Consider the following 23,167-nt stretch of genomic DNA (forward strand, 5'->3'; position numbering starts at 1 on the left):
TTCCACTCAAAGGGTTAGCACCAAATAGTCCAGACAGTTCTGAAAACTCACATTGGCCTGCCACATGGCTCGCACCTCTTGGATTTTTTGTAAAATAGCCAAGCTCTGTAAACTGGTCAACTCAGACGACACTTGAACCGTCAGCACCTGCCAGAACAGTTCCTGGTCTGCTTTCTCAGGAGCTTGTAGCAGCAAACGCCCCACAAAAAGATAGGATTGATCCCTCTTGTTTTTCAACTGAGTCACAAAAGTCTGGGTCAAACCAAGCAGTTCAAGCAAACGATGATTGTTGGCCAGCTCGGTTACCTGATTGGGATCATTGGTCAACTGGGCTAAAATCTTAGCCTGTCCTTTCAATAATCCAGCTTCCTCAAAGCATCTTTCCAGATAAGCCCTGTCCGTCGGCAACCGATAAATCTGGCAACGGCTCTTGATGGTGGGCAAGACCTTACTCTCATCACTGGTCAGTAAAAACACATAGTAGGAGCCCGTCGGCTCTTCAATTTGCTTGAGCAGGCTATTGGCAGCATTCACATGCATCTTCTCTGCTTCTTTGATAATAAAAACCTGACTGGCCCCCTCATAACCTGACCGAGAAAAATCCTTAACCAGACGCCTAACCTGGTCTGTCTTAATCAGTTGGCCGTTCGGTTCAAGTATGGTCACATCGGCAAATTCCCCTGCTTTAATCAAGCGACAGGCCCTGCACTGCTGACAAGGGAGTTTTTGATCAGATAGGGTCTCACAAAAACGACTTTGAGCTAGATAAATCGCCAAATCAACAGCAGCAAATTCTCCCGAAAAAAGGTAAGCATGGCTTAGTCTATCCTGGTCTAAAATAGCCTGAAACTGACTAAAAAGTGCTGGTTGTAACTGGCTTAACCGTTCCATCATCGTCTTAATAGCTCCTCTAACACCCGATAGGTCGCTTCAACCACACTCTCCAGGTCCTGACTGGCGTCAATCACAACAAGCCGACTGGTCTGCTCTGCTATTTGTCCATAACCCTGCCTTACCTTTTGGTGCATCTCCAACCGCTCCAAATCAAGGCGATTAACCTCTCTCTCAGCGTTTTGAGCAATACGGGCTAGGCCCAGTTCCGATGGCAAATCAAAGAGAATAGTCGCATCAGGCAATAACCCATCTGTCGCATAGCGGTTTAACCAATCAATGGCTTCGACCTCTAAACCACGACCGTAGCCCTGATAGGCCACAGAACTGTCGATAAAACGATCCATCAAAACCAGCTTCCCTGCGTCCAAGGCTGGAAGAACCTTTTCTACCAAGTGCTGACGGCGGGCCGCAATATAAAGCAACAGCTCCGTCTTATCGTCCATAGCTTCATTTTCAACGGCCAAAATGACCTCACGAATCTGCTCAGAAATCGCAACACCACCAGGTTCTCTGCTAGTCACTACTCCTGCTGGCCACAGGCTTTCTAAACGTGGAACGAGTGCCTTCAAAACACTCGTTTTTCCTGCACCATCTGGCCCTTCAAAACTAATCAAGATTCCCTTGGTCATGCTTACCCCTTTGCGTGTCTTTTCCTTCTATTTTACCATGTTTTAAGGGAAAAAACACCCGAAAATATAGCCTCTTCCGAGGAAAATCGCCTAAAATGAGCACGAAATTTTGATTTTTCCCTGCTTTTACGGTAAAATAGTAGGGATGAGAAAGCGAATTAAACCCGTGGTCGTCTTGGTTTTTCTAAGCCTCTTCGGCCTATTCATGGCTATCACAGCCATTGCCAATAACCTCAGGGAACAAAACCTGTTGAAAGCTGCTCGCCAGACCATACCATCAACCACACAGACATCTAGCTCTAGTTCGAAAAAAACCACCCCATCCTCTTCGAAAGAAAAAGAATTTGTAGAGCTAAAACCGATTATTGATGTATCTGGTTGGCAACTCCCTTCTGAGATGGATTATGACACCCTCTCTCAAAATATTTCTGCCGTTATCGTGCGGGTCTATGGTGGCTCACAAATCACCAAGCACAACGCCGCTTCCCACACGACAGGTTTGGATAAGTCCTACAAAACTCATATCCAGGAATTTCAAAAACGTAACATTCCGGTAGCTGTTTATGCTTATGCCCTCGGGACCAGTGAAGAGGAAATGCGTGAGGAAGCTCGTGAATTTTATAAGGCTGCTTCTCCTTACAACCCAACCTACTACTGGGTTGATGTTGAAGAAGAAACCATGACCAATATGGATTTAGGCGTACAAGCCTTCCAGGATGAGCTCCGAAAACTCGGTGCTAAAAAAGTTGGCCTATACATCGGGACCTACTTTATGGAAGAACAGCAAATTTCAGCCAACGGTTTTGATGCCATTTGGATTCCGACCTATGGTGCTAATACTGGTTACTATGACGCTGCACCACAAACTGACCTCGAATACCACCTCCACCAATACACCGACCGCGGTTGGGTCAGTGGTTTTGACAACGACCTCGACCTCAACCAGATTGCTCCTACCCAGGATACCCTCTCAACATTCGAAGAACTCTTCAATAAAAAACTCAACACCCCTTAACCTAGCCTAACAGCTAGGTTTTTTAGTCTATTGAGGTTTCCTAGTGACCGCTTCTAATCGTTTATCGCTGTCCCACAGCCAACTCAAAACACCTCCTCTTAAATGAAAAAGCCAAAAAACAGCCCTGCATGAGCAGGGCTGGGGATACTTAAAACCGTTTTTTATTACTCGTCGTCGTCCTCGTCATTAGAGAAGAGGTCGTTCAGACGTTGAATATTACTTGTACCGAAGTGAATCAAATCCACATCTTGATCCAAGAGAGCTCCATTCAAGAAACCGATAACCATCGGCATGTTCATACCAGCGTAGACATCCAAGTCCTTGCCTTCAAGCAAGATTCTTGAAACGACATTTGCAGGTGTTCCGCCCAGCAAGTCTGCAAAGACGACAACCTTATCCAAACCTGCAATGGTTTCTTCAAACTTGGTACGAAACTCCTCAGGTCCTTCTTCTGGAAGAAGCGCTACCGCGTGGATTGTTTCTTGTGGTCCCATAATCATTTCTGTTGATTTTTTCAATTCCTCACAGAAACGACCGTGGCTGACCAAAACCAAATGTTTACTCATGGGTAACCCTTTCTTAAACGGTGAAGATTGGGAAATGCAAGAACTGACCGATGAATGCTGAAGCAACTGCGATAGCGATAACCACAAGGATTGCTTTCGTTGAGTTCATACCCTTGCGACCAAGCAACCAGTACACAAAACCTGCGAACATTGCTGGAACAAGACGTGGGAACATCATGTCAAGAGTGTTTTGAACATCAAGAGTAACACCGTTAACAGTTGCAGCGATAGCGAACTTGAAGTTAATCATGGTCGCAATCAAAGCACCAGTCATGAAGACACCGAGCAGGGTAGCAGCGTCAGTAAGTGCTGACAACTGGCCTTGCATGGTAGTAACCAACTTAGTACCTTCTTTGTGAGCCAACTCAAGTTGTGGCCAACGGATGAGGGCGTTGATTGCCATGTTAGCTGCAATCCAGAGGAAGATACCGAATGGGCTCTTAGAATCAACAGCCATGGTCGCAGCAATCGCACCAAGAATAGCTGGTACAGTCGCACCGAAGATTGAGTCACCAACCGCCGCAAATGGTCCCATGAGGGCTGTCTTGATACCTGAAACAGTATCTTTAGCAGCCACGCCTTGCTGCTCTTCGAGCGCCAAGTCAATACCAGTTACGATGGTGTGGAAGAATGGAGACGTGTTGAAGAATTGTGTGTGCGTACGCATCATTTCAAGCAATTCTGGCGTGCCATCTCCATACATTTTACGAAGTTGCGGCAAAATCATGTAGAGGTAGCCTGAAGCCTGCATCCGCTCATAGTTCCAGCCCAGCTGGAAAGTGAACAAGCTACGTTTGTTAATTTGGTTAAAATCTGCTTTTGTCAGTTTGTAATTAGATTTCGTCATCTTCAATTTCCCCACTTTCTGAGTTAGATACTGAAACAACAGTTACGTTTTGGCTGTTTTTGAAGCTGATAGCTGCCAAGGCGAAACCGATGAGTGAGATACCAATCATTGGAAGGCCATGGAATTTAGCTGTGAAGTCTTCTGAGAGACCAGCTACTGCACCACCGAGGCTAGAGATACCACCGTAGAGTGAGCCAAGCATAGCTGTCAACACAAAACCAAGGATGAGGTAAGGGATGTTTTTCTTAACTGGGAGGTAACGAAGCAAGATTGCGAAACCAACACCTGGGAGCATTTTACCAGCAAGAGTCAAACCAGCACCCAACCAAGCAAGAGGAGCACCTTCAGCCAATTGAGCTGTGATTGCTTCTACAAGGCCACCACCGAAGGCAAGGGCAAGGAATACAGGAAGCGCACGTGAGAGGGCCCATGGAAGAGCACCGAGCAAGTAGTTAAGTTCGATACCTTTGTAGTCGAAGCGTTCAACCGCTGCGTCAACACGGTGTGCAAAGTAAGTTGTTGTGAAACGTCCGAGAACGTCAGTGTAAACCATCAGAGCAGCTACTGGAACCGCGATAGTTGAAATCGCAAGTTCTGGTTCCAAACCATTAGCTACTGAGAAAGCTGTCGCAAGAACCGCACCTGAAGTTGCGTCGATACGAGATGCACCACCGAAGGTACCTACACCAAGTACCATGAGCTGAAGACCGCCACCGATAGCAAGACCGGTTTGGACGTCACCCATGATGATACCTGAGATGAAGCCTGCGAACACTGGCGAACCAGCAGACGAAACAATTGTTAACTCATCACAAATCTGATAAGCAGAATAGAGAGTTAAGAGTAGAATTTGCCAGAATGGAATCATGGTCTTTCTCCTTTTAAAATATTTTTAATTACTTATTTATCAAGCAATGGCAGGAACTCCGCTACTGGGTCGTTCGGAACCATTTGCTGGGTCAATTTCACGCCTTTAGCAGCCAAAGTTTTGAAATCTTCAACGTCTTTGTCTGTCACATGGATAGTCCGTGTGATTGAGCGTGTTTCTGGAGTTGCTGACATGTTACCAACGTTGAGAGCCTCAAGTGGTACACCATGTTCAACCAACTTCAAGAAGCGGTCTGGGTAACGAGCAACGATGAAGAGGCGTTGTGAGTCGTAGTTGCCAGCCAAGATGTTTGCTGCAGCCTTCTCAACTGGAAGGATAGACAGTTTAACACCTGGAGGGCAAGCTAATTTCAAGCCAGCTTTCTCGATGTCGTTTTGAGCGACTTCGTCATCAATAACCATGATGCGAGAAATCTTGAGCGAGGTTGCCCACAAGTTGGCAACCTGACCGTGGATGAGACGGCCGTCGATACGTGTTCCAATGATAGCCATGAAACAAGTTCCTCACTTTTCTATAAAGTTTTTATTATTGGTGTTGCTGAGAAGGTTACACTATCTCGATAACGGCCCTCAGTTTCAAAGACGACAATCTCGTTGCGTCCTTGTTTTAAGTATCCCTTAGGTAGATAGAGAGATAGTATTGGTCCTTTTTCCCAGAAACGACCGATGTTAACAGAATTAATGAAGACGGCACCCTTGCCAAAGCCTGTCATGTCCAAGTAGGTGTCTGCCAGCTCATCTAGCTCTACCTCATAGCGATAGAAACTCGGTAGGCCTTCTGACCATTCACTTGTCCAATCCAACTGATCGGTATTGTCAAGTGGTAGCGGATACATTTTCCAGTTGCCGATAAAGTGTAGGTCTGCCATTGCCCCGCGTCCCAAGCCCTTGCTTTGGGTTGGTGCGGTCAATTTATGACCGTAGGTCACCCGTCCCATGTTCTCAACCAAGATTTTGATGTTGGTGAAAGGCTCTTCCTGTGGAAGGACGATATCGTCACCAATTTCTTCTTGATACTGGGTGATGACATGCTTATCATTAGCATAGACCTGGATACGGTCACGGGCATCAATCACTCTAAACCGTTCATCTTCTAGCTTGTCCCGCTCGATGGTCGTCTCATAGAGAACATAACCAACATTCTGACCAAGAGCTTCCATATTTTTTGGATAGAAACTCTCAACGCTGTCAGCAATCGGTGCTAAAGAGGTAAAGAGATTAGATTTGTTGACGAGGGGTGCTGACGGGTGAGCTTTAGCAGGCTTAATCAGTGGCTCTGCAAAACTCAGGTCTGGGTAACGAGCTTTCAAGCGTTCCTGCAAGGCGTAAAACTTGCGAGTCGGGTTACCAGCTTCGTCTAAAATGGCATCGTAGTCATAAGAGGTGACCTGTGGCAGGTCTTTCTGACCTCTAGCCGAACAGCCATTCATAAAGCCGAAGTTAGTACCCCCGTGGAACATGTAGAGGTTGACTGAGCCAATCTCTAGAGCTTCCATGACACTATCTGCCAGTTCTTCTGGATCCCTGCGGATAACCTCTTCGCCCCAACGGTTGAACCAGCCGTCCCAGAATTCCATGCACATGAGTGGCCATTTCTTACCATACTCATCAAAGAAATCCTGAACCTCAGCGAACCGTTCTTTGGCTCTGGAGCCAAAGTTGGCGGTTACTAGAATGTCATCTTCAATCAGACTACCTGCTCGAAGTGTCGCACGCCAGTTGCCGTCTGAGGTAAAGAAGGGACTGTCAATGCCATGTTTCTCCATGAGTTTTTTCAACTCACGTAGGTAAGTCTTGTCCTCTCCGTAAGACCCGTACTCATTCTCAATTTGGAACATGAGGATGTTCCCTCCTCGAGTCAGCTGGTACTTAGCCAGTTTGGGCAAGAGGTAGGCAAAGTAGTCGTCAACGAATTTTAGGTATTTTTCATCCGATGAACGTACCCTAACATCTTCTTCTAACAACCAGGCTGGTAATCCGCCCATCTCCCACTCAGAACAGATGTAAGGTGAAGGACGAACAATGGCGTAGAGCCCAAGGTCAGCAGCGATTCGCAAAAAACGTTCCACATCTAGAATGCCTTCTGTCGTAAACTGGCCTTTCTTAGGTTCATGCAAATTCCAAGGGACATAAGTTTCAACGGTGTTAAAACCCAAAGCTTTCAAGTTGTAGAGAGAATGATACCAATCGTCTGGATGGACCCTAAAATAGTGGATTGCACCAGACAATATCTTAAAGGGTTGGCCGTCCAAATAAAAATCTTCCCCGATGGTGAATTTCATGGTTTTGAAACCCCTTTCCTCGTCTATGTTAATATGATACCACATCCAACTGGTTATGACAAGTCTTTTTTGAAAAAAATTTTTTAATTTTTTCAAACTTTTTTTTTGGCTTTTCTAAAATCATTTAGTATAATGTTGTTGTAATCATATTTTTCATGAAATTTACAACCAAAGAAAGGAGTTAAATATGAGAGTTCCAAAGTACCAACTCATCAAAAATGACTTAAAGAAACAGATTACATCAGGAAAATTTGAAAACGGTGACCGTTTTTACACCGAGGCAGAATTGACCAAAATTTACGACGTGAGTTCCATCACGGTTATCCGTGCCTTAAACGACTTGGTAAAAGACGGCTATCTGGTTCGTCACCAAGGTAAGGGCACCTTCGTATCACGCTCCCGTAAAGGTAAGGCCGTGGCCTTCTCAGATATCGAACGCTTCCCAATCGCTGAGGACATCGTGACCGTTTTGTCCATGACCAAAGGCAACGACCCTGAGTACCTAGCCAAGCTGAACCTGCCTAAGACAGCTAACTACTATAAGATTGTTCGCTTGAGAAAAACCAAGACAGCTCCTTACCTCTATCAAGAATCCTACATTCCTGAACAGTACATTTCAAATCCAAAGGCTAAGAAGAACCACTACGTTTCCATCTACCAGCGATTCAAATTGGATTTCGACCTGCACTTGTCAGAAGAACCATTCATTGAAACCAATGAAATTCGCTTGCCAACACCAACCCATGTTGCTGAGCTTTTGGAACTGTCTCCAAATGAACCAACAGTTCTGCAAATTCGGACGACCAAACGTCATGACAGTAATGATGTTTTAGAATATGTTGAAAGTCACAAGCATTGGAATTTCTACAAATTCGAGATTTCTGTTAATAAGCACTAAGAAAATCGGCGGAGCGGAAAAAGCGCTCCGCCTTTTTACTATCTACTTGTAATCATGGATTATCACACCTTTTACAACTCGGTTAACGGTACCAGTTGCTGATGGGGTATCTGGGGTATTGCCAACCTTAACAGAGGCAAGAAGAGAGATGGTTTGAGCCACAAAGACCATTGGCAGAGCCAGGTAGGCATCGTCAATGAGGGTATCAGACAAGAGCTCGAAGGTCTCACCGCTGAAGTTACGCTCACCTTTTTGGGCAACAGCCAGAGTTTTAAGGGCAATCTTATCACCATAAACTTCCTCAAGCAAGTCAAGGTCATAGTCACGAGTGTAAGGGTTGTTATTAACAAAGTCAATCAAGAGGGTCTTCTCGTTAACGAAGGATTTAGGACCGTGACGGAAGCCCATAGACGAGTCGAACATGGTCGCCAATTGACCCGCAGTCAATTCAAGCACCTTGAGTTGGGCCTCACGTGTCAAGCCAGACAATGGGCCTGAACCCAGGTAAACAATCCGTTCGATGTCCAAATCAACGATGGCCTTGATGTCTGCCTCACGGCTGGCCACATCTTCTGCCAAACGAACGATTTCCTTGATAACAGCTTCTTTAGCCGCCAAATCTTTGGTCTCATCAAAGACAAGCAGGGCAGTCAAAAGCATGCAGGTGAAGCTGCCCGTCATGGCAAAGCCCGCATCGTTAGAACGGCTTGGCTGCAAGAGCAAGCAGTTGCGGTCGTCACCTTCAGCACGCTTGGCCAACTGACCTTCTGGGGCACAGGTGATGGTCAAGTGGAAGGCGTTTGGCACGAGTTGGTTGGCCAATTCAACGGCAGCCACGCTCTCAGGGCTGTTACCTGAACGGGCAAAGGAGACCAGTAGCAAAGTCTCATCGGCAAAAAGGTGGTGGAAAGGTACAGATACAAGATCGGTTGTTCCCACACTCTCAAAAATGTAACGGCTTCGGTCACCACTAGCCTTGAGGTAAGGCAGGATGGTATCGCCCACGTATTGAGAAGTTCCAGCACCAGTGAAAATCACCTTGATGCGTTTGTTAGGGCTGCTTGCACGCACCTTATCCAGGAAAGCCGAAACCTTCTCTTGAGCTTCCTTATAAAGCTCCAATGCCTCCTGCCAGAGTTCTGGCTGTTGACGGATTTCACGGGTCGTAATCTCCGCACCCAACTCCAACAGGGTTTCCTTAGATAGTTCAAACATCTATCTATCCTCCTATTTCTTTTTAGTAAAATTGATGCCAAAAAATGGTTTTTTCTGTTGCCTGTGGGTAATCTTATAGCGGAACTGGTCAGCCCGAGCCACGCTAACAGTGTACTCGACCAATTTGTTCTTGGCATTATAAGATTTCCGCAGCAATTGTAAAACAGGACTATGCTCAGGGATTTCCAGCCACTTGGCCGCCAAGTCTAAAGCCAAACTGGCATAGAACTCCTCCTCAGCCACCCGAATGGATTGCTTGTAGTCCTCAGCAAAAATGTCATAGAGCGGTTTTCGCTCCAACAGGTCCCTGGCTAGGTTCGGAAAAGTGGCGACAGGAATGTAAGAGGTTTCCAACATCATGGGCACATGGTCCGCAGACCGCAACCGTTCAAGGACGTAAACCTCGCTATCTTTTTCAAGCCCCATCTCCTTAGCCAATTCCTCGCTAACAAGGCTGGTGGTAAAGGTGATAATGGTGGTCATGGGAATCTTCCCCATTTTCCGCATCTGCTCGGTAAAGCTATAAGCCTTGGACAAATCGACAACCGAATCGCCCACTTCCGACACAAAGGTTCCCTTACCTTGTTTTTTATAGACAAGACCTCTCTGTTCAAGCTCTTGCAAGGCCAAACGAACTGTGATGCGACTGACCCCATATTGGTCCGTCAACTCTCTCTCCGATAGCAACTTGTCATGGGCTGACATCTGCTCCCGAATCGTGGTCTCCAGCTCATCAACCAGTTGAAGATAGAGAGGCTTGTCATTTGATGATTCATGCATAGCAAGTCCTCCTAACTTGTTATAACCACCTTACTATTATAACGCTTTCAAAACCATTAGTCAATACTTAGCGAACGATTTCGAAAAATAAAAAACAAGAACCCTTCGATTCTTGTTTGTTTTTTTAGAAAATAGCCGAGCTGATTAGTTTTCTTGGCCTAACCAAGCGACAACCTTATCGACTGATTGCTGTCTGTCCAAAACCAGCAGTCGACCCGAAAACTGCTTCAACTGGTCTGCAATTTTGGGAGATACGGTTTTGGGAAAGGTCCAGACAAACTGTAAAAACGCCAGATACTCTCTATCGAAACGCTCCCTAAACTGCTCTGCCATGTCAGGCCGTTTTTTACCCAAAAAACGGGCCTGAAAAGACCGCAAAAGGACACGGTAGAGGCAGAGCCAGCGGTAATAATCCAGCCAAATCACATGGTCTGCCTGGGCCAGACGCTGGGGCAGGCGATTGGCGTAGTTGCCATCGATGAGCCAAGAATCGTGACTAGCCATAAAGGCCTCAATCTCCTGGCGAAACCTCTCCCGCGCCGCCGCCGAATAATCCGTCGCATGCCAGAGCTTATCGAGATGAAGGATAGGTAGTTGCAGCTCCTCAGCCAGCTGGAGGGCCAGGGTGGACTTACCCGCACCAGGGCTACCGATCAGCAGAACTTTCATGATTTTCCTTTCTTTTGGACCATAGCAGAGCGATCAGATGACTTCCCACCAGAGCCAGAGCAAAAACCAGCTGACCCGTCTGCCACTTGGGCAGGGCCAGAGGCTTTAGAAGCAACAAACCCAGCTCGATAAAGAGGGGATGGATAAAATAGTAGAATTGGGCCAGTTGACGCAGGCGAGGCTTGACCCAACTGGGTTGCCAAGGCGATTTGAGGCAAAAATTGACTAAACAGACCGCCACCAGAGGCAGGGTCAGGAAAAAGTTCTTGTCCAGACCTTGGTTAACATAAATAAAGCTGGCTTCGACCAACCAGACCAGGAGGGCTAAGAGTAGCTTGACCCCAGGTCGCTGGGTCAGGAAGCGGCTCTTGTCATGGTCAGCCAAGGCTTGTCCCAGGAGGAGAAAAATAGGAACATAGAAAAGCCCATTTCGGCTGGTCACGAAAATGCTGGCATAAGTCTGATAGGCTACTCCTAAGCTTGTTCCCTCCAGATAACCCATATAGGTTTCGATGCTGCCTAGGGCGTACAAGCTGATAGCAGCCCCAAACAGTACCCTTGGCGACCAACATGACTGCCCTGCTTTGACCAAAAAATGACCGAGAAAAAGGGCGGGCAGGTACCAGAGTTGGTAGCAGGTGCCCAGGTAGAGGAAGGCGACCAAGAGAGCCAGGGGGAGGAGGTAGAGTGGCAGATTGAGGCTCAGGAAGTAAGCGAGGGTGTAGGGCAGGTAGACCAAGCTCCACTTGAGGTAGGTCGACAAGAGTTTTTTGAGGTGGGCAGCGGTCGCCCCTAGCTCGACCCGCTCCTGCTTTCGCAGAAAATAAGCCGAGCTGACCAGAAAGACCGGTACTGCCAAGCGGCCATAAAGGCTCTTGGCCACAAAATGGGCTACCGGGTTGGGAAAGAGGCTGCCGCTGTGGACCACCAAAACTCCAATGGCGAGGACATACTGGACTAGGGTTAAGAGGGGGTAGCTTGGGCGTTGAGGCATGGGAAACCTTTCTTAACGAAAATAACTAGGCAACTGCCCGTACGTCACAACAGTCACACTCAAAAGTTACTACGCTAGTTTATCTTGAGATAAGATTAGCCTTAATCTCTTCAGTCTGTTTTCATTCTAACTTATCCAGGTTAGAAATGCAAGAAACAGCCGATAAGGTTTAAGTAACGATAACATTTTTGATAATATAAAAAGAGTATGCTAACAACTATCATTTTCGTTAGCATATTCTTTTTATTTAACGGTTTACACTCTTTTAACACATGTGATGATATACTATATATTTAGCCCCAGCTGTTCTCTAAATAAAACATGACCCAACTTGTTTTGAATCAGGGAACCAGTTGGGTGCTCGTGGATTTATTCTATCCTAGTTTAGCACTATTGTCAACTCTGCTCTATTTCACCCAGGACGTACTGTCGTTAGCACTAATATGTGTTATCACCTAACTTTTGTGTCTTCCGCAAACAGGCGAGATAAAAACACTCACCTCAAGCTCCTTTTTTTGAACTTTTTTCAGTCCTCCAAGACCATCATCTACAAATACAAAATGCTTGAAAAACTGCTTAAAATCAAGGATTTTTAGCAATTCTTTCGTTGTAGTTTCACAACCGCCTCGGTCCGAAGCGCCCGCCTCTTGAACAAACAATTGTTTAGTTTTCTCATTCTGTCTTCAACCAGCCTTTTTCTCCTATCTCTCATCTGTTTACTACTAAGCAATCATTCCCCACCTATCAATTCATGATAGCATGAAAATCCTCATCATACAAGCCCTGACCAAGCAAAGCAGTTTCATCTTAATCTCATTACAAAAAACTCCACGACAAACATGGAAATTCACCAATAAACATTAGAGCGATTCGCACATCTATAAGATTGTGATGTCAAACTCTTTACGACCCATTTGACCTGGTGCAATACAGTCAACTTGACGTTTTTGGTGGAAGTAATCACCTTCCTCAAGAGACGTCGACAGACCACTCCAGGGTTCCAGGGCAATAAATGGACCTTTATTGGTCGTTGACCAAATGATAAGATTTGAAAAATCAGCAAAATCCACTCTCAGACCCTTATGACTTTTTCTAGATTTGAGGCTGACACTACGAGAAATCAGTTGATCTAGCGTAATCGCATCATGACTAAATAAATCGTAATCTAAATCTAAAATCTTTTGTCCATTCAAAAATGGTGTTCGATCGTTTACATCCAACAAACCAGTTTCTGGAAAGCTCCGCGGAACGGTACAGGTTTCATCAGTCTCGAACTCCAGATAATAATCTTCGTAAGCTTCACCATCAAGTAGAGGACAATTGAAACCAGGATGACCACCGATAAAATAAGGCAATTCCTTCTCTGTTTCATGGTTGATTACCTGATAAGTTGTCCTAAGCGTTTTTCCAATTAAGGTATAAGTAATTTTCAATTCAAACCGATAAGGGTATTGTGCCAACATCTCATCAGTTGCTTGAATAGCAAATGTTACCTGATTCTCACTATGGTCTACTAATTCAAAGTCACACTTACGAACGAGACCATGACGAGGCATAAAACCAACTTCATTATCATCGTAAATAGCTTTGTCATTTCGTAAACTACCACAAATCGGGAACAGCACAGGTGCCTGCCCACTCCAATAAGTGGCATCTCCCTGCCAAAGGTATTCGATACCATCTCTATCTTTGATTGACGAAAGAGCTCCGCCCAAAGTTGAAAATTCAACCGTTAACTCATCATTTTTTAATTGAATAACCATCATCTATCCTCCACGCAGAAGAGGGAGAGGCGTTAAGTGCGACCCTCCCATCAAAAATATCTCTTATAAAATTGTTAATGTCTCAGCTACTTCTTTGTACCAATAAGCCGATTTCTTAGGGTATCTTTCTTGAGTTTCAAAATCAACATAGAACAAACCATACCGTTTTTCGTAGCCGTTTGACCATGAGAAAACATCCATCAGTGACCAGATAAAGTAGCCTTTGACATTTGCACCGTCAGCAATCGCGTCAGAAATCACTTCTAGGTGTTTCTTGACATAGTCAATCCGACCATCATCATAAACGGTGCCATCGACAAATTCATCCTTATATCCCAGACCATTTTCTGTAATATAGATTTTTTTATAGTTTGGATAGTCTGTTTTAACACGCATGATTTGATCATACAACCCTTGTGGGTAAATAATCCAATCCCAATCTGTTTTTGGAATGTTGACAGGTGCTTCACGACGACCGACACCCTTAATTTGATATTTGGAACTACCTTTTTCACCTTTACCATTGTGAATGATTTCCGTCTCGCCATCGAAAGCACGCATCCAATCACTCATATAATAGTTAATTCCCAAGAAATCATTAAGATCCTTGGCTGCTTCTAAGGCTGCAAAATCATCCTCACGGAGATCTAATTCACCGCCGTTAATCGCTAAAATATGATTAACTCCAGACATGGTTGCCTCAGAATAATGACCCAAATAGGTGGCATCAAGAATAAATTTATTATGGATAATATCCTCTAATTCCGCTGCACGAACGTCTTCTGGATTCTCTGGATTGTAAGGATATTTTGTTGGTAAGGCATGAACCACGCCAATTTCACCAGTATAACCCTTATCTTTATAGAGTTTAACCGCACGCGCATGGGAAACCATCATGTTATGGTGAGATTGGAAGACCTTAGCTAAATCGTACTGGATTCCAGGAGGGAATTTTCCGACCAAATACTGTCCGTCACCAATCGGACCAATTTCATTGAAGGTTGTCCAGTAATTAACTTCTGGGAATTCTTCAAAACAAAAGGCTGCGTAATTCACAAAGTGATCAATATTATCACGGTTCAAGAAGTCACCATTCGAATGTAGTGCTTCTGGGGTATCAAAATGGTGCAGTGTGACAAATGGCTCCACCCCGCGTTTATGACATTCCGCAAAAAGATTGTGATAGTAGGCAACACCTTTGGGATTGACCTCGCCAAATCCAGTTGGAAAAATGCGTGACCAAGCAATTGAAATCCGAATGCCATTAACACCAAATTCCTCTGCTAACTTCAAATCAACTGGATAACGGTTATAAAAATCACTAGCTGGCTCTGCAGTGTACCAGTAATTTTCTTCCAGGTATTTATCCCAGGCAACTGCTCCCTTACCATCTGTTTTTGTTGCCCCTTCTGCTTGGTAAGCAGCTGTTGCGCCACCGAAAATAAAGTCTTTTGGCAATGTTTTTGTCATCATATTCCTCTTCTAAAAATAGTTCTTCTAAGCCAAATAGAAGGCTGAGTTCCCCCAACCTTCCAAGTGTTATTGTTTAATTTTCAAATTGTTGCTTAACAAACTCAAGCGAACCTTGACCATCACGGGTCAAACCAATGTATTGAGCCCCCTCAGTCTTAGCCAATTTAATACCAAGTTTATCAGTTTCTGCCTTCATATCCTCATAGTTAGAGGCAACCTGAGGAGCAAGAATAACCAATTGGTATTGTGGCAAGATTTCACGGTGCGCACCATAGCTTCCAGCAGCAGCAGTTACTGGAGCACCATACTCTTTCGCAGCCTTATTCAAGGCATTAGCCAGGAGACCACTTGTACCACCACCTGCACAAAGGACGAGGACATTAGTCTGCTCAGTGATTTCTGTTTCTGATGCTTTTTCTGTCACACCAGCTTTTTCAAGAATGGCATCCGCTTTAGCTGTATTAAAGTTCGACGCAACTTTTTCTTTCAAGCTATCATTGCTGGTACCAGCCGCTTCCTCTGCTAAAATTTGGTCATCGTACACTTTCAAGAATGGGTAGTAGATGGCAACGTCAACAACAATGAGCAGAGCTGCCAGAACAAACGACAGGGCTGCAAACTGTGTTCCCATGATAATGCCCAGCGGTCCTGGGGTTGTCCAAGGAAGGTTCACAGAGAAACTGTTCATGCCCAAGGTATCAACGAAGAATTTGAAGATCCAGACGTTAACAATTGGGGTCAAGATAAATGGTACGAAGAAAATCGGGTTAAGAACAAGAGGTGCACCAAACAAAATTGGTTCGTTAACACCGAAGAAAGTTGGAACTACTGAAGCACGTCCAATGGCCTGATTGCGTTTTGATTTTGTCAACCACATGAACATGAATGGGACTACCAAGGTAGCTCCAGTACCACCCATGGTCACGATAAACATTTGTGTTCCTGAAGTCAACACTTTATCGGCGTGCTGACCTGCTTGGAGCAACTGCAAGTTAGTTTCAATGTTTGCATAAGTAATGGCTGCGATCGCTGGCTCAACAATTGATGGACCATGAATACCAACAAACCAGAAGAGGGCATAGGCACCAAAGATAATGGTGATACCAAGGTAACCGTCTGCAGCAGTAAAGAGAGGGGCAAGTAGCGTACCGATAGCTTCAGCAACGCTGGTTCCAATGATGTTGCGGGCAAGCAAATCTAAACCATAGAGAGCAAAGATTGAGAAAGAGAATGGGAACAAATCTTTGAATACCTGTGAAATATTCGGTGGAACTTCAGCAGGCATGCGAATGGTGACATTGTTTTTTACACAAACTTTGTAAATGTTAACGGTGATAAAAGCCGCCAAGAAGGCTGAAAGCAAACCCTTCGTACCCAAAAAGCCATTAGCAAAACCACCCTCGATAGAATCAGAAGCTAGCAACAAAAATCCTGTGATTGATGCCAACATGGTAGACATGTAGTTGATCTGATTGGTGCTTTCCAAATCACGGTTAACAGAATCTGTTAATGATTTTGCTGTCGTACCAGCAACCAACAGAGCCACAACCCCCATCGTATAACCATAAGGTTTCATGAGCATGCTGACAACATCATCGCTCCAAGTGAAGCCAAAAATGTTTGGAACGAAAGCAATCAACAGGAAAATACTAGAGAAAAGAATAACTGGCATGCTGGCGATAAAGCCATCACGAATAGCACGGAGATAAATGTTCCGTGAAATTTTCTCAAACAAAGGTTTTTGTTTTTCTAACGCGTTAATCAAAGCATTCATTATCGACTACTCCTTCTGTAAAGTTCAATCATATGTTTCATCATATCTTTCAACAACAGGGTTGTCATCAAGTGGTCTTGACCATGCATCAAGGTCACACTAAAGGCCAGATCTTCACCCAGGGCTTCTTTTTGAAGCAAACTTGTCTGAGCTTTATGGGCATTGGTGATACACTCCCCGGCTGCTTCAACAAGTGACTCAGCTTTGTCATAATCACCCGCTTGTGCAGCCGATAAGGCTTCCAGGAGACGTGAGCGGGCGTCGCCTGCATAAGCAACGATTTCAAACCCTAACAGGGTAATTTCTTCTCTATTCATCAGAGAATTCCTCCTAAAGATAGTGTTTTTTATAGAAGACTAAACGATTGGTAACCGTGTTCTAATCGTGATATTCTCCACGATCCCATTTTTCTAAAAATTCATTAAAGAACTCTGGTTTAGCTTGTTCCGCATTTTGCGTTTCAATTTGACTGATTTTTTCAATCAACAGTTTATTTTCCGGTGTTTCTTTGTATTCAGCAGCAATGAATGCATCAATAATATCACACATCAAAAGCTCCCCTGTTACTTTGCCTCCAAAACCAATAACATTGGCATTCAATTCCTCCTTGGCATATACTGCAGAAGACATGTCTCGGACAAGTGCTGAGCGGACACCCGGAACCTTGTTCACGGCATTGTTGATGCCGACACCAGTTCCGCAGATACAAACGCCCAAGTCTGCTTGACCACTGACAACAGCCTCACCAACCTTTTTTCCATAAATCGGATAGTGTGTTCTCACATGGTCATAAGTCCCGCAGTCAATGACCTCATGACCTTGGTTTTTTAGGTAATCAACAACAGCCATTTTCTCGTCTGTCACAATGTGGTCACAACCAACAGCAATTCTCATAATTAGTATCCCCTTCTTCTATTTTAACCCATTTTATTCAGCATATCGACACGAATTTGGTGTCTACCACCATCATAGGAACCAAAGACAAATCCTTTAACAATGTTTTTAGCAAGAGTTGTACCAACAATCTCCGACCCAATTGTAATCATCCGAGAATTGTTGTGACCTCTCGTCATGTAAGCGGACCGTTCATCCGATACCTCTGCCGCCACCATGCCTTTTACCTTGGTAGCGACCATGAAACTACCTGCTCCATAAGCATCAATCGCAATACCCAAGTTTTCATCGTTCTTTTGAACCTCTTTGGCAACAGCAAGAGTCGTATCGACAAAATCTCTTACCTCGCCTTGACTAACATCAATAACCTCTAATTGATTTTCTTTAAGATAGTCAACAATAATATCTTTCAACTTTAGTCCAGCTTGATCTGCACCAATGACAATTGCCATAATGTACTCCTTATAGTTAATATGTAGAAAAACGGTTACAACCTTTTTACAACTATGATTATATACCAAAAAAAACATTTTGTCAACAATTTTTGTTCAAAAAATGTCTTAAAAATGTTATTTTTTTATTTTTTTGATTTTTTGAATCAAAAAAACCAACAATTTGTGAGGTTTTTGTTGGTTTTTTGTTATATTAAGAAATGACTTCTGTAAAATCTTGAATTTTTTGCAGTTGTTCTGGTCTCATACAATCTGTAATGACAGCCGTTAATTCTCCCAAATGACAAAACGTTGTAAAATCCTCTTTTCCAATCTTAGTTGTATCAACTAGTAAGTACTTTTCCAGAGAATTTTTTAGTGCTAGCTGTTGTGTAAAGGCTTCTGCAAAGGAAGAAGTCATCACGTCTCCTTCTTTCACACCATTACCACTGAAAAACATTTTACTGAATTTCATCTTTTCTAAAATGGTATTAGTAATCTCACCCACAAATGATTCCGTTACTTGTCGCATCTCGCCACCTAAGAGATAAACCTTAAAGGTTTCCGTCTTTTTCTCATAAAGGTGCTTGAAAACAGGGTAGCAATTGGTCACAACAGATAAGGCAGTGTTCTGAATCTCCGTTGCTAGCAATTCGACAGTTGTGCCTGGACCCAGAAAGATGGTATCCCCATCCTCGATCAAAGCCGCTGCTTTCTTTGCTATTTCAGACTTCTCTGCAATATTTATATCGTGTTTTTCCTGATGTGAACTCTCTTTCACTGCAAAAGCATTATTGCTACGAGCACCGCCATGTATTTTGGTCAACAGTCCTTGTTCTTCTAACTCAGACAAATCACGTCGAGCCGTCATATCTGTAATGTTGAATCGTTCAACTAACTCAGCTATCCTAACCGTTCCCTTTTCTTGCACAAGTTGCGCTATTTCTTCGTGTCTTCTATATTTTTTCATGTCAACTATCCTCAAATTTGTTACTAACATTATAACATTTTTCAAACATTTTTTGTTGCTTTTGCTAAAAAATATTCCATGACACAAAAGACAGTTCAATAGCGTCCAAGAAAAGGAAGCGTCAGCTTGATCCCTAAAAACTAGAGGGCAAAGGAACTACTTCCGCACCAACTTCACAACCGCTTCTGTCCTTGCCGTATGTGGGAGTGTCCCAGTCCAGTGGACTGGGACAGCCTGAGCCCTAGAAACTAAAAGGCGAAGGGACTACCTACGGACCAACTTCACAACCGCCTCGGTCCTTGCCGTATGCGGAAACATATCCACGCTCTGGATATAAACCACCTCGTAAACGTCCGTCAGTCTGACCAGATCCCGTGCCAGGGTGGACACGTTACATGAAACGTAGACCATTTTTTCAGGGGCGTAGCGGACAACGGTGTCCAGGAGCTTGTCGTCTAGGCCCGTGCGTGGTGGGTCCACCACCAGGGCCGTTGCCCGATAGCCGTCGGCGTACCAGCGGGGGATGATGTCCTCCGCCTTACCCGCTTCGTAGTGGGCATTGTCAAAGCCCATGGCCGCCGCGTTTTTCCTAGCGTCAGCGATGGCCTCTGGGATGATGTCCATGCCGCGAATCGAGCGGACCTTACCAGCAAAGGCAAAGCCAATGGTCCCCACGCCGCAGTAGGCGTCAATCAAGTCATCCTCACTGGTCACGTCCAGAGCCTTGACCGCCTCGCCATAGAGAACCGCCGTCTGTTTGGGGTTGAGCTGGTAGAAAGCTCTTGGGGAAAGGGCAAAGCTGTAATCCAGGACGCTCTCTGCAATCGTGTCCTGGCCCCAGATAATCTCCGTCTTGTCCCCGTAAATCTCGCTGGACTTGCTGGTGTTGAGGTTAACCGCCACCGTCTTAATCTGAGGAAAGGCCGCCGTCAGCTCCTTAACCACCCCAGCCAATCGCAGGTCACGACTGGTGATAAAGACCAGCTGGACCTGGTCGGAACCTTCCGCCTTTCGGACCATGACCGTTCGGACACCTGCAATCTTACGCTCGTTGTAGATGGGCACCTTGTGCTTATCGAGGAGTTTGACCGTGGCGTTGATGATTTGCTGGGTCAATTTATCCTGAACCAAGCAGTCCTGAATGTCCACCAGGCGGTGGGAATTTTCCGCAAAGAGGCCAGCCTTGACCGAACCACCAAAGGAGCGGGTCTGGAACTGCAACTTGGCCCGGTAGTGGACAGGTTCTTCCATGCCGATGGTCGGCCGAATCTCGTACCCCTCATAGCCAGCTGGCTGGAATTTTTTCAGGGCCTGCCGCAGCAAATCCGTCTTGAAATCCAACTGCTTATCGTACCGCAAATGCATGAGCTGGCAACCGCCACAGGCCTCGTAGATGGCACAGGCTGGGTCCACTCGGAACTTGCTAGGCTTGTTGATGTTGAGAATCCTAGCTTCGACAAAATTCCGCTGGACAGCCGTCACCTGGCAATAAACTTCTTCACCTTTTAAGGCTCCAGGCACAAAGACCAGGGTCTGCTTGTAAAAACCGATGCCCTCGCCGTTAATCCCCATCCGCTTGATTTTCAGAGGAATCCGTTGTTTGACCGTTAATCCCATATGTTCACCTCGCTGATTGTTTGGAACCATTATAACATATTTTGCTTTAAAGGTGCTCTAGCCTATCTGATATTTAGCAAAAGCTGAAACGACTGATTACCCTTCAAAAAAGTTTAGACACGAAGAAAAAAATCGGCCCAAGAGGACCGATTCTGACAAATTAATCTTCGTTTACGAATGGAAGCAAAGCCATTACACGAGCACGTTTGATCGCAGTTGTCACTTTACGTTGGTTTTTAGCTGAAGTTCCAGTCACACGACGTGGCAAGATTTTACCACGCTCAGAGATGAAACGGCTAAGAAGCTCAGTATCTTTGTAATCAACGTATTCAATCTTGTTAGCTGCGATGAAGTCAACTTTTTTACGGCGTTTGAATGAACCGCCGCGGCGTTGTGGTTGAGCCATGATGTTCTCCTTTATAAAATTCTAGAATGGTAGATCGTCATCTGAGATTTCCATCGGATTTGAATTCCCGAAGGGGCTCTCATCACGACCAAAGTTTGGTGTTTGAGGTTGAGCTGGCTCTTGGTAGGACGGGGCTGACCCGTAACCAGGATTATAAGATGGGGCATAACCGCCACCTTGGCCCTCTCGTGCCGTACGGCTTTCCAAGAGCTGGAAATTTTCTGCAATCACTTCGGTCACATAAACCCGCTGGCCTTGGGCATTATCATAGCTACGGGTCTGAATCCGACCTGTAACACCGATAAGGGCACCCTTTTTGGCCCAGTTAGCCAAGTTCTCCGCCTGCTGACGCCAGATGACACAGTTGATAAAATCTGCCTCACGCTCGCCAGCCTGGTTTTTGAAGTTACGATTGACAGCCAGGGTAAAACTCGCTGTCGCCACGTTGCTTGGGGTGTAACGAAGTTCTGCATCTCTGGTCATGCGACCAACAAGCACGACATTGTTAATCATACAAACACCTACCGATTAAGCGTCAAGCTTAACAATCATGTGACGAAGAATATCGCCGTTGATTTTTGACAGACGGTCAAACTCGTTAAGAGCATGAGCATCAGTTGCTTCAACGTTAACGATGTGGTACAAGCCTTCGCGGAAATCGTTGATTTCGTAGGCAAGACGACGTTTTTCCCATGCTTTTGACTCGGTGATTGTTGCACCATTGTCAGTCAGAATAGAGTCAAAACGTGCTACCAAAGCGTTTTTCGCTTCTTCATCAATGTTTGGACGAATGATATAAAGAATTTCGTATTTAGCCATTGATATGTTCCTCCTTTTGGTCTAATGACCCACAAGCCTCCCTGTGGGTAAGTGAGGGGTACTCACAAATAACTATTATAGGTTATTTCTTCTGATTTTGCAAGTAAAAAAGTCAACATTCGTAAGAAATTGTCTAACTAAAAAAGATTGAAGAGAATAAATCGACATTAACACTCTCTTCAATCTCAAGTTTCTTTTCTTAGCGCTTGCCAATTCGTTTTCCAGTCTCAGCGTCAAAGAAATGCCCCTTAGACACATTGATGGCCAAGTCAACCGTTGAACCTGGTGTCAGGTAATCTATTGCTGCTACACGAGCTGAGAACTCCTGACCTCCTAGCCTACAGTAGAGAACGGAATCACTACCCAATAGTTCTGAAATCACCACTTCTGCTCGAACTCGAGCATCTGGATAACTCTCCTGGCTAATCAAGTCTGATGAAATATCCTCCGGACGGATACCGAAGATCAAGTTCTTACCTTGGTAGCCCAGCTCATCCAGCTGCTTACGCTTGCCTTCTGGGATGACAATGTCAAAGCCCTTGCCATCTGTCAAGCGGTTTCCTTTCAGAGTAACATCGATAAAGTTCATGGCTGGACTACCAATGAAACCTGCAACAAACTTATTAGCTGGCTCATTGTAGAGTTCTTGTGGCGTACCAACTTGCTCAATCCGGCCGATGGTACCAGTACCAGCAGCATTCTTGGTAGCAGACATGATAACGATACGATCCGCCAGGGTCATGGCCTCGGTTTGGTCGTGGGTAACGTAGATGGTGGTTGCACCGATACGACGGTGAATTTTCGCAATCTCAGCCCTCATGGACACCCGAAGTTTGGCATCCAAGTTAGAGAGCGGTTCATCCATCAGGAAGACCTTGGCGTCACGAACGATGGCACGTCCCATGGCTACCCGCTGGCGTTGACCACCTGACAAGTCAGCTGGCTTGCGTTGCAAGAAGTCGGTCAAAGCCAAGATTTCAGCAGCCTCACGCACTCGACGATCGATGTCATCCTTGTCGTACTTACGCAACTTGAGGCCGAAAGCCATGTTGTCGTAAACCGTCATGTGCGGATAGAGGGCATAGTTCTGGAAGACCATGGCGATGTCACGGTCTTTTGGCTCGATGTCGTTCATGAGCTCGTCATCGATGTAAAACTCACCTTCTGTGATGTCTTCAAGACCTGCAATCATACGAAGCGTGGTTGACTTACCGCAACCTGAAGGGCCTACAAAGACGATGAATTCTTTGTCCTTAATATCAAGATTGAAATCCTCAACAGAATAGAAATCACTATTGGGATACTTCTTATAAAGGTTATTCAGTTTTAATGTTGTCATATCT

General features: G+C 45.0%; 26 protein-coding genes. 2 read left to right on the forward strand and 24 right to left on the reverse strand.

Annotation, left to right across the window (positions count from 1 at the left end; all coding sequences use genetic code 11):
• Positions 1-6: 6 nt before the first annotated feature.
• The gene (locus AC3ARB_RS09715) at positions 7-894 is read right to left on the reverse strand and encodes a DNA polymerase III subunit delta' (RefSeq protein WP_488320359.1); all 888 of its coding nucleotides are present in this window, start codon (positions 892-894) and stop codon (positions 7-9) included.
• Entirely contained in the window at positions 891-1,523 is a 633-nt protein-coding gene (gene tmk, locus AC3ARB_RS09720; protein ID WP_488320360.1) for a dTMP kinase, read from the reverse strand. The genes AC3ARB_RS09715 and tmk overlap by 4 nt, the downstream gene beginning before the upstream one ends.
• Before the next feature lie 145 nt (positions 1,524-1,668).
• Between tmk and AC3ARB_RS09725 the strand changes: the two genes are divergently transcribed.
• On the forward strand, positions 1,669-2,538 hold the full coding sequence (locus AC3ARB_RS09725; protein ID WP_488320361.1) for a glycoside hydrolase family 25 protein: 870 nt from the start codon (positions 1,669-1,671) through the stop codon (positions 2,536-2,538).
• Between the two features lie 164 nt (positions 2,539-2,702).
• Here the strand turns inward: AC3ARB_RS09725 and AC3ARB_RS09730 are convergent, their stop codons facing one another.
• Genes AC3ARB_RS09730 through AC3ARB_RS09750 form a run of 5 tightly spaced genes read right to left on the reverse strand, consistent with a single transcriptional unit; the run spans position 2,703 to position 7,121 of the window.
• Positions 2,703-3,104 carry a PTS sugar transporter subunit IIA gene (locus AC3ARB_RS09730; protein ID WP_488320362.1) on the reverse strand — a complete coding sequence of 134 codons (402 nt, stop codon included), beginning with the start codon at positions 3,102-3,104 and terminating at the stop codon, positions 2,703-2,705.
• 13 nt (positions 3,105-3,117) lie between these two features.
• Positions 3,118-3,951: a PTS system mannose/fructose/sorbose family transporter subunit IID gene (locus AC3ARB_RS09735; protein WP_488320363.1), complete on the reverse strand. Its 834-nt coding sequence runs from the start codon at positions 3,949-3,951 to the stop codon at positions 3,118-3,120.
• Positions 3,938-4,819 carry a PTS mannose/fructose/sorbose/N-acetylgalactosamine transporter subunit IIC gene (locus tag AC3ARB_RS09740; RefSeq protein WP_488320364.1) on the reverse strand — a complete coding sequence of 294 codons (882 nt, stop codon included), beginning with the start codon at positions 4,817-4,819 and terminating at the stop codon, positions 3,938-3,940. Before AC3ARB_RS09740 ends, AC3ARB_RS09735 begins: the two co-directional genes overlap by 14 nt.
• A 32-nt stretch (positions 4,820-4,851) precedes the next feature.
• Positions 4,852-5,331: a PTS sugar transporter subunit IIB gene (locus AC3ARB_RS09745; protein ID WP_488320365.1), complete on the reverse strand. Its 480-nt coding sequence runs from the start codon at positions 5,329-5,331 to the stop codon at positions 4,852-4,854.
• A gap of 20 nt (positions 5,332-5,351) precedes the next feature.
• Positions 5,352-7,121 (reverse strand): glycoside hydrolase family 35 protein, encoded by a 1,770-nt coding sequence (locus AC3ARB_RS09750; RefSeq protein ID WP_488320366.1) that lies wholly within the window; start codon positions 7,119-7,121, stop codon positions 5,352-5,354.
• A 187-nt stretch (positions 7,122-7,308) separates the two neighbouring features.
• On the opposite strand from AC3ARB_RS09750, the gene AC3ARB_RS09755 reads away from it, so the two are divergent.
• Positions 7,309-8,019: a GntR family transcriptional regulator gene (locus tag AC3ARB_RS09755; RefSeq protein ID WP_488320367.1), complete on the forward strand. Its 711-nt coding sequence runs from the start codon at positions 7,309-7,311 to the stop codon at positions 8,017-8,019.
• 42 nt (positions 8,020-8,061) lie between these two features.
• On the opposite strand, the gene AC3ARB_RS09760 is transcribed toward AC3ARB_RS09755, so the two are convergent.
• From AC3ARB_RS09760 to AC3ARB_RS09840, 17 genes are all read right to left on the reverse strand, one after another.
• Positions 8,062-9,234, reverse strand: a complete 1,173-nt coding sequence (locus tag AC3ARB_RS09760) for an SIS domain-containing protein (RefSeq protein ID WP_488320368.1) — start codon at positions 9,232-9,234, stop codon at positions 8,062-8,064.
• Between the two features lie 12 nt (positions 9,235-9,246).
• Positions 9,247-10,014 (reverse strand): GntR family transcriptional regulator, encoded by a 768-nt coding sequence (locus tag AC3ARB_RS09765; RefSeq protein ID WP_488320369.1) that lies wholly within the window; start codon positions 10,012-10,014, stop codon positions 9,247-9,249.
• 144 nt (positions 10,015-10,158) lie between these two features.
• Positions 10,159-10,683, reverse strand: a complete 525-nt coding sequence (locus tag AC3ARB_RS09770) for an AAA family ATPase (RefSeq protein ID WP_488320370.1) — start codon at positions 10,681-10,683, stop codon at positions 10,159-10,161.
• A complete protein-coding gene (locus tag AC3ARB_RS09775; RefSeq protein ID WP_488320371.1) occupies positions 10,661-11,677 on the reverse strand; it encodes an acyltransferase family protein in 1,017 nt (338 codons plus the stop codon). The genes AC3ARB_RS09770 and AC3ARB_RS09775 overlap by 23 nt, the downstream gene beginning before the upstream one ends.
• 455 nt (positions 11,678-12,132) lie before the next feature.
• The gene (locus tag AC3ARB_RS09780) at positions 12,133-12,336 is read right to left on the reverse strand and encodes a hypothetical protein (protein ID WP_488321564.1); all 204 of its coding nucleotides are present in this window, start codon (positions 12,334-12,336) and stop codon (positions 12,133-12,135) included.
• 219 nt (positions 12,337-12,555) lie between these two features.
• Positions 12,556-13,440, reverse strand: a complete 885-nt coding sequence (locus AC3ARB_RS09785; RefSeq protein WP_488321559.1) for an aldose 1-epimerase family protein — start codon at positions 13,438-13,440, stop codon at positions 12,556-12,558.
• A 63-nt stretch (positions 13,441-13,503) separates the two neighbouring features.
• Positions 13,504-14,910: a 6-phospho-beta-galactosidase gene (lacG, locus tag AC3ARB_RS09790; RefSeq protein WP_488320372.1), complete on the reverse strand. Its 1,407-nt coding sequence runs from the start codon at positions 14,908-14,910 to the stop codon at positions 13,504-13,506.
• Positions 14,911-14,986: 76 nt separating this feature from the next.
• Complete coding sequence (locus AC3ARB_RS09795; RefSeq protein WP_488320373.1) at positions 14,987-16,687, reverse strand: lactose-specific PTS transporter subunit EIIC; 1,701 nt, start codon at positions 16,685-16,687, stop codon at positions 14,987-14,989.
• Entirely contained in the window at positions 16,687-17,004 is a 318-nt protein-coding gene (locus AC3ARB_RS09800) for a PTS lactose/cellobiose transporter subunit IIA (RefSeq protein WP_488320374.1), read from the reverse strand. Before AC3ARB_RS09800 ends, AC3ARB_RS09795 begins: the two co-directional genes overlap by 1 nt.
• 61 nt (positions 17,005-17,065) lie before the next feature.
• On the reverse strand, positions 17,066-17,581 hold the full coding sequence (gene lacB / locus AC3ARB_RS09805; RefSeq protein ID WP_488320375.1) for a galactose-6-phosphate isomerase subunit LacB: 516 nt from the start codon (positions 17,579-17,581) through the stop codon (positions 17,066-17,068).
• Between the two features lie 23 nt (positions 17,582-17,604).
• Positions 17,605-18,033: a galactose-6-phosphate isomerase subunit LacA gene (gene lacA, locus AC3ARB_RS09810; protein ID WP_168549468.1), complete on the reverse strand. Its 429-nt coding sequence runs from the start codon at positions 18,031-18,033 to the stop codon at positions 17,605-17,607.
• Positions 18,034-18,226: 193 nt separating this feature from the next.
• Positions 18,227-18,982, reverse strand: a complete 756-nt coding sequence (locus tag AC3ARB_RS09815) for a DeoR/GlpR family DNA-binding transcription regulator (RefSeq protein ID WP_488320376.1) — start codon at positions 18,980-18,982, stop codon at positions 18,227-18,229.
• Positions 18,983-19,246: 264 nt separating this feature from the next.
• Positions 19,247-20,599: a 23S rRNA (uracil(1939)-C(5))-methyltransferase RlmD gene (gene rlmD / locus AC3ARB_RS09820; RefSeq protein ID WP_488320377.1), complete on the reverse strand. Its 1,353-nt coding sequence runs from the start codon at positions 20,597-20,599 to the stop codon at positions 19,247-19,249.
• A gap of 160 nt (positions 20,600-20,759) precedes the next feature.
• Positions 20,760-21,005, reverse strand: a complete 246-nt coding sequence (gene rpsR / locus AC3ARB_RS09825) for a 30S ribosomal protein S18 (protein ID WP_488320378.1) — start codon at positions 21,003-21,005, stop codon at positions 20,760-20,762.
• Between the two features lie 21 nt (positions 21,006-21,026).
• On the reverse strand, positions 21,027-21,518 hold the full coding sequence (locus AC3ARB_RS09830; RefSeq protein ID WP_488320379.1) for a single-stranded DNA-binding protein: 492 nt from the start codon (positions 21,516-21,518) through the stop codon (positions 21,027-21,029).
• A 15-nt stretch (positions 21,519-21,533) separates the two neighbouring features.
• A complete protein-coding gene (gene rpsF, locus AC3ARB_RS09835; RefSeq protein WP_488320380.1) occupies positions 21,534-21,824 on the reverse strand; it encodes a 30S ribosomal protein S6 in 291 nt (96 codons plus the stop codon).
• A 199-nt stretch (positions 21,825-22,023) separates the two neighbouring features.
• Positions 22,024-23,163 carry an ABC transporter ATP-binding protein gene (locus tag AC3ARB_RS09840; protein ID WP_488320381.1) on the reverse strand — a complete coding sequence of 380 codons (1,140 nt, stop codon included), beginning with the start codon at positions 23,161-23,163 and terminating at the stop codon, positions 22,024-22,026.
• Positions 23,164-23,167: the final 4 nt, after the last annotated feature.

It is taken from the genome of Streptococcus sp. ZY171113 (genome assembly GCF_057748235.1).

What these genes read in the sequence shown, in the direction of transcription:
- AC3ARB_RS09715 (WP_488320359.1), bottom strand. Translation starts at nt 894, where the DNA reads ATGATGGAACGGTTAAGCCAGTTACAACCAGCACTTTTTAGTCAGTTT.
- tmk (WP_488320360.1), bottom strand. Translation starts at nt 1,523, where the DNA reads ATGACCAAGGGAATCTTGATTAGTTTTGAAGGGCCAGATGGTGCAGGA.
- AC3ARB_RS09725 (WP_488320361.1), top strand. Translation starts at nt 1,669, where the DNA reads ATGAGAAAGCGAATTAAACCCGTGGTCGTCTTGGTTTTTCTAAGCCTC.
- AC3ARB_RS09730 (WP_488320362.1), bottom strand. Translation starts at nt 3,104, where the DNA reads ATGAGTAAACATTTGGTTTTGGTCAGCCACGGTCGTTTCTGTGAGGAA.
- AC3ARB_RS09735 (WP_488320363.1), bottom strand. Translation starts at nt 3,951, where the DNA reads ATGACGAAATCTAATTACAAACTGACAAAAGCAGATTTTAACCAAATT.
- AC3ARB_RS09740 (WP_488320364.1), bottom strand. Translation starts at nt 4,819, where the DNA reads ATGATTCCATTCTGGCAAATTCTACTCTTAACTCTCTATTCTGCTTAT.
- AC3ARB_RS09745 (WP_488320365.1), bottom strand. Translation starts at nt 5,331, where the DNA reads ATGGCTATCATTGGAACACGTATCGACGGCCGTCTCATCCACGGTCAG.
- AC3ARB_RS09750 (WP_488320366.1), bottom strand. Translation starts at nt 7,121, where the DNA reads ATGAAATTCACCATCGGGGAAGATTTTTATTTGGACGGCCAACCCTTT.
- AC3ARB_RS09755 (WP_488320367.1), top strand. Translation starts at nt 7,309, where the DNA reads ATGAGAGTTCCAAAGTACCAACTCATCAAAAATGACTTAAAGAAACAG.
- AC3ARB_RS09760 (WP_488320368.1), bottom strand. Translation starts at nt 9,234, where the DNA reads ATGTTTGAACTATCTAAGGAAACCCTGTTGGAGTTGGGTGCGGAGATT.
- AC3ARB_RS09765 (WP_488320369.1), bottom strand. Translation starts at nt 10,014, where the DNA reads ATGCATGAATCATCAAATGACAAGCCTCTCTATCTTCAACTGGTTGAT.
- AC3ARB_RS09770 (WP_488320370.1), bottom strand. Translation starts at nt 10,683, where the DNA reads ATGAAAGTTCTGCTGATCGGTAGCCCTGGTGCGGGTAAGTCCACCCTG.
- AC3ARB_RS09775 (WP_488320371.1), bottom strand. Translation starts at nt 11,677, where the DNA reads ATGCCTCAACGCCCAAGCTACCCCCTCTTAACCCTAGTCCAGTATGTC.
- AC3ARB_RS09785 (WP_488321559.1), bottom strand. Translation starts at nt 13,440, where the DNA reads ATGGTTATTCAATTAAAAAATGATGAGTTAACGGTTGAATTTTCAACT.
- lacG (WP_488320372.1), bottom strand. Translation starts at nt 14,910, where the DNA reads ATGACAAAAACATTGCCAAAAGACTTTATTTTCGGTGGCGCAACAGCT.
- AC3ARB_RS09795 (WP_488320373.1), bottom strand. Translation starts at nt 16,687, where the DNA reads ATGAATGCTTTGATTAACGCGTTAGAAAAACAAAAACCTTTGTTTGAG.
- AC3ARB_RS09800 (WP_488320374.1), bottom strand. Translation starts at nt 17,004, where the DNA reads ATGAATAGAGAAGAAATTACCCTGTTAGGGTTTGAAATCGTTGCTTAT.
- lacB (WP_488320375.1), bottom strand. Translation starts at nt 17,581, where the DNA reads ATGAGAATTGCTGTTGGTTGTGACCACATTGTGACAGACGAGAAAATG.
- lacA (WP_168549468.1), bottom strand. Translation starts at nt 18,033, where the DNA reads ATGGCAATTGTCATTGGTGCAGATCAAGCTGGACTAAAGTTGAAAGAT.
- AC3ARB_RS09815 (WP_488320376.1), bottom strand. Translation starts at nt 18,982, where the DNA reads ATGAAAAAATATAGAAGACACGAAGAAATAGCGCAACTTGTGCAAGAA.
- rlmD (WP_488320377.1), bottom strand. Translation starts at nt 20,599, where the DNA reads ATGGGATTAACGGTCAAACAACGGATTCCTCTGAAAATCAAGCGGATG.
- rpsR (WP_488320378.1), bottom strand. Translation starts at nt 21,005, where the DNA reads ATGGCTCAACCACAACGCCGCGGCGGTTCATTCAAACGCCGTAAAAAA.
- AC3ARB_RS09830 (WP_488320379.1), bottom strand. Translation starts at nt 21,518, where the DNA reads ATGATTAACAATGTCGTGCTTGTTGGTCGCATGACCAGAGATGCAGAA.
- rpsF (WP_488320380.1), bottom strand. Translation starts at nt 21,824, where the DNA reads ATGGCTAAATACGAAATTCTTTATATCATTCGTCCAAACATTGATGAA.
- AC3ARB_RS09840 (WP_488320381.1), bottom strand. Translation starts at nt 23,163, where the DNA reads ATGACAACATTAAAACTGAATAACCTTTATAAGAAGTATCCCAATAGT.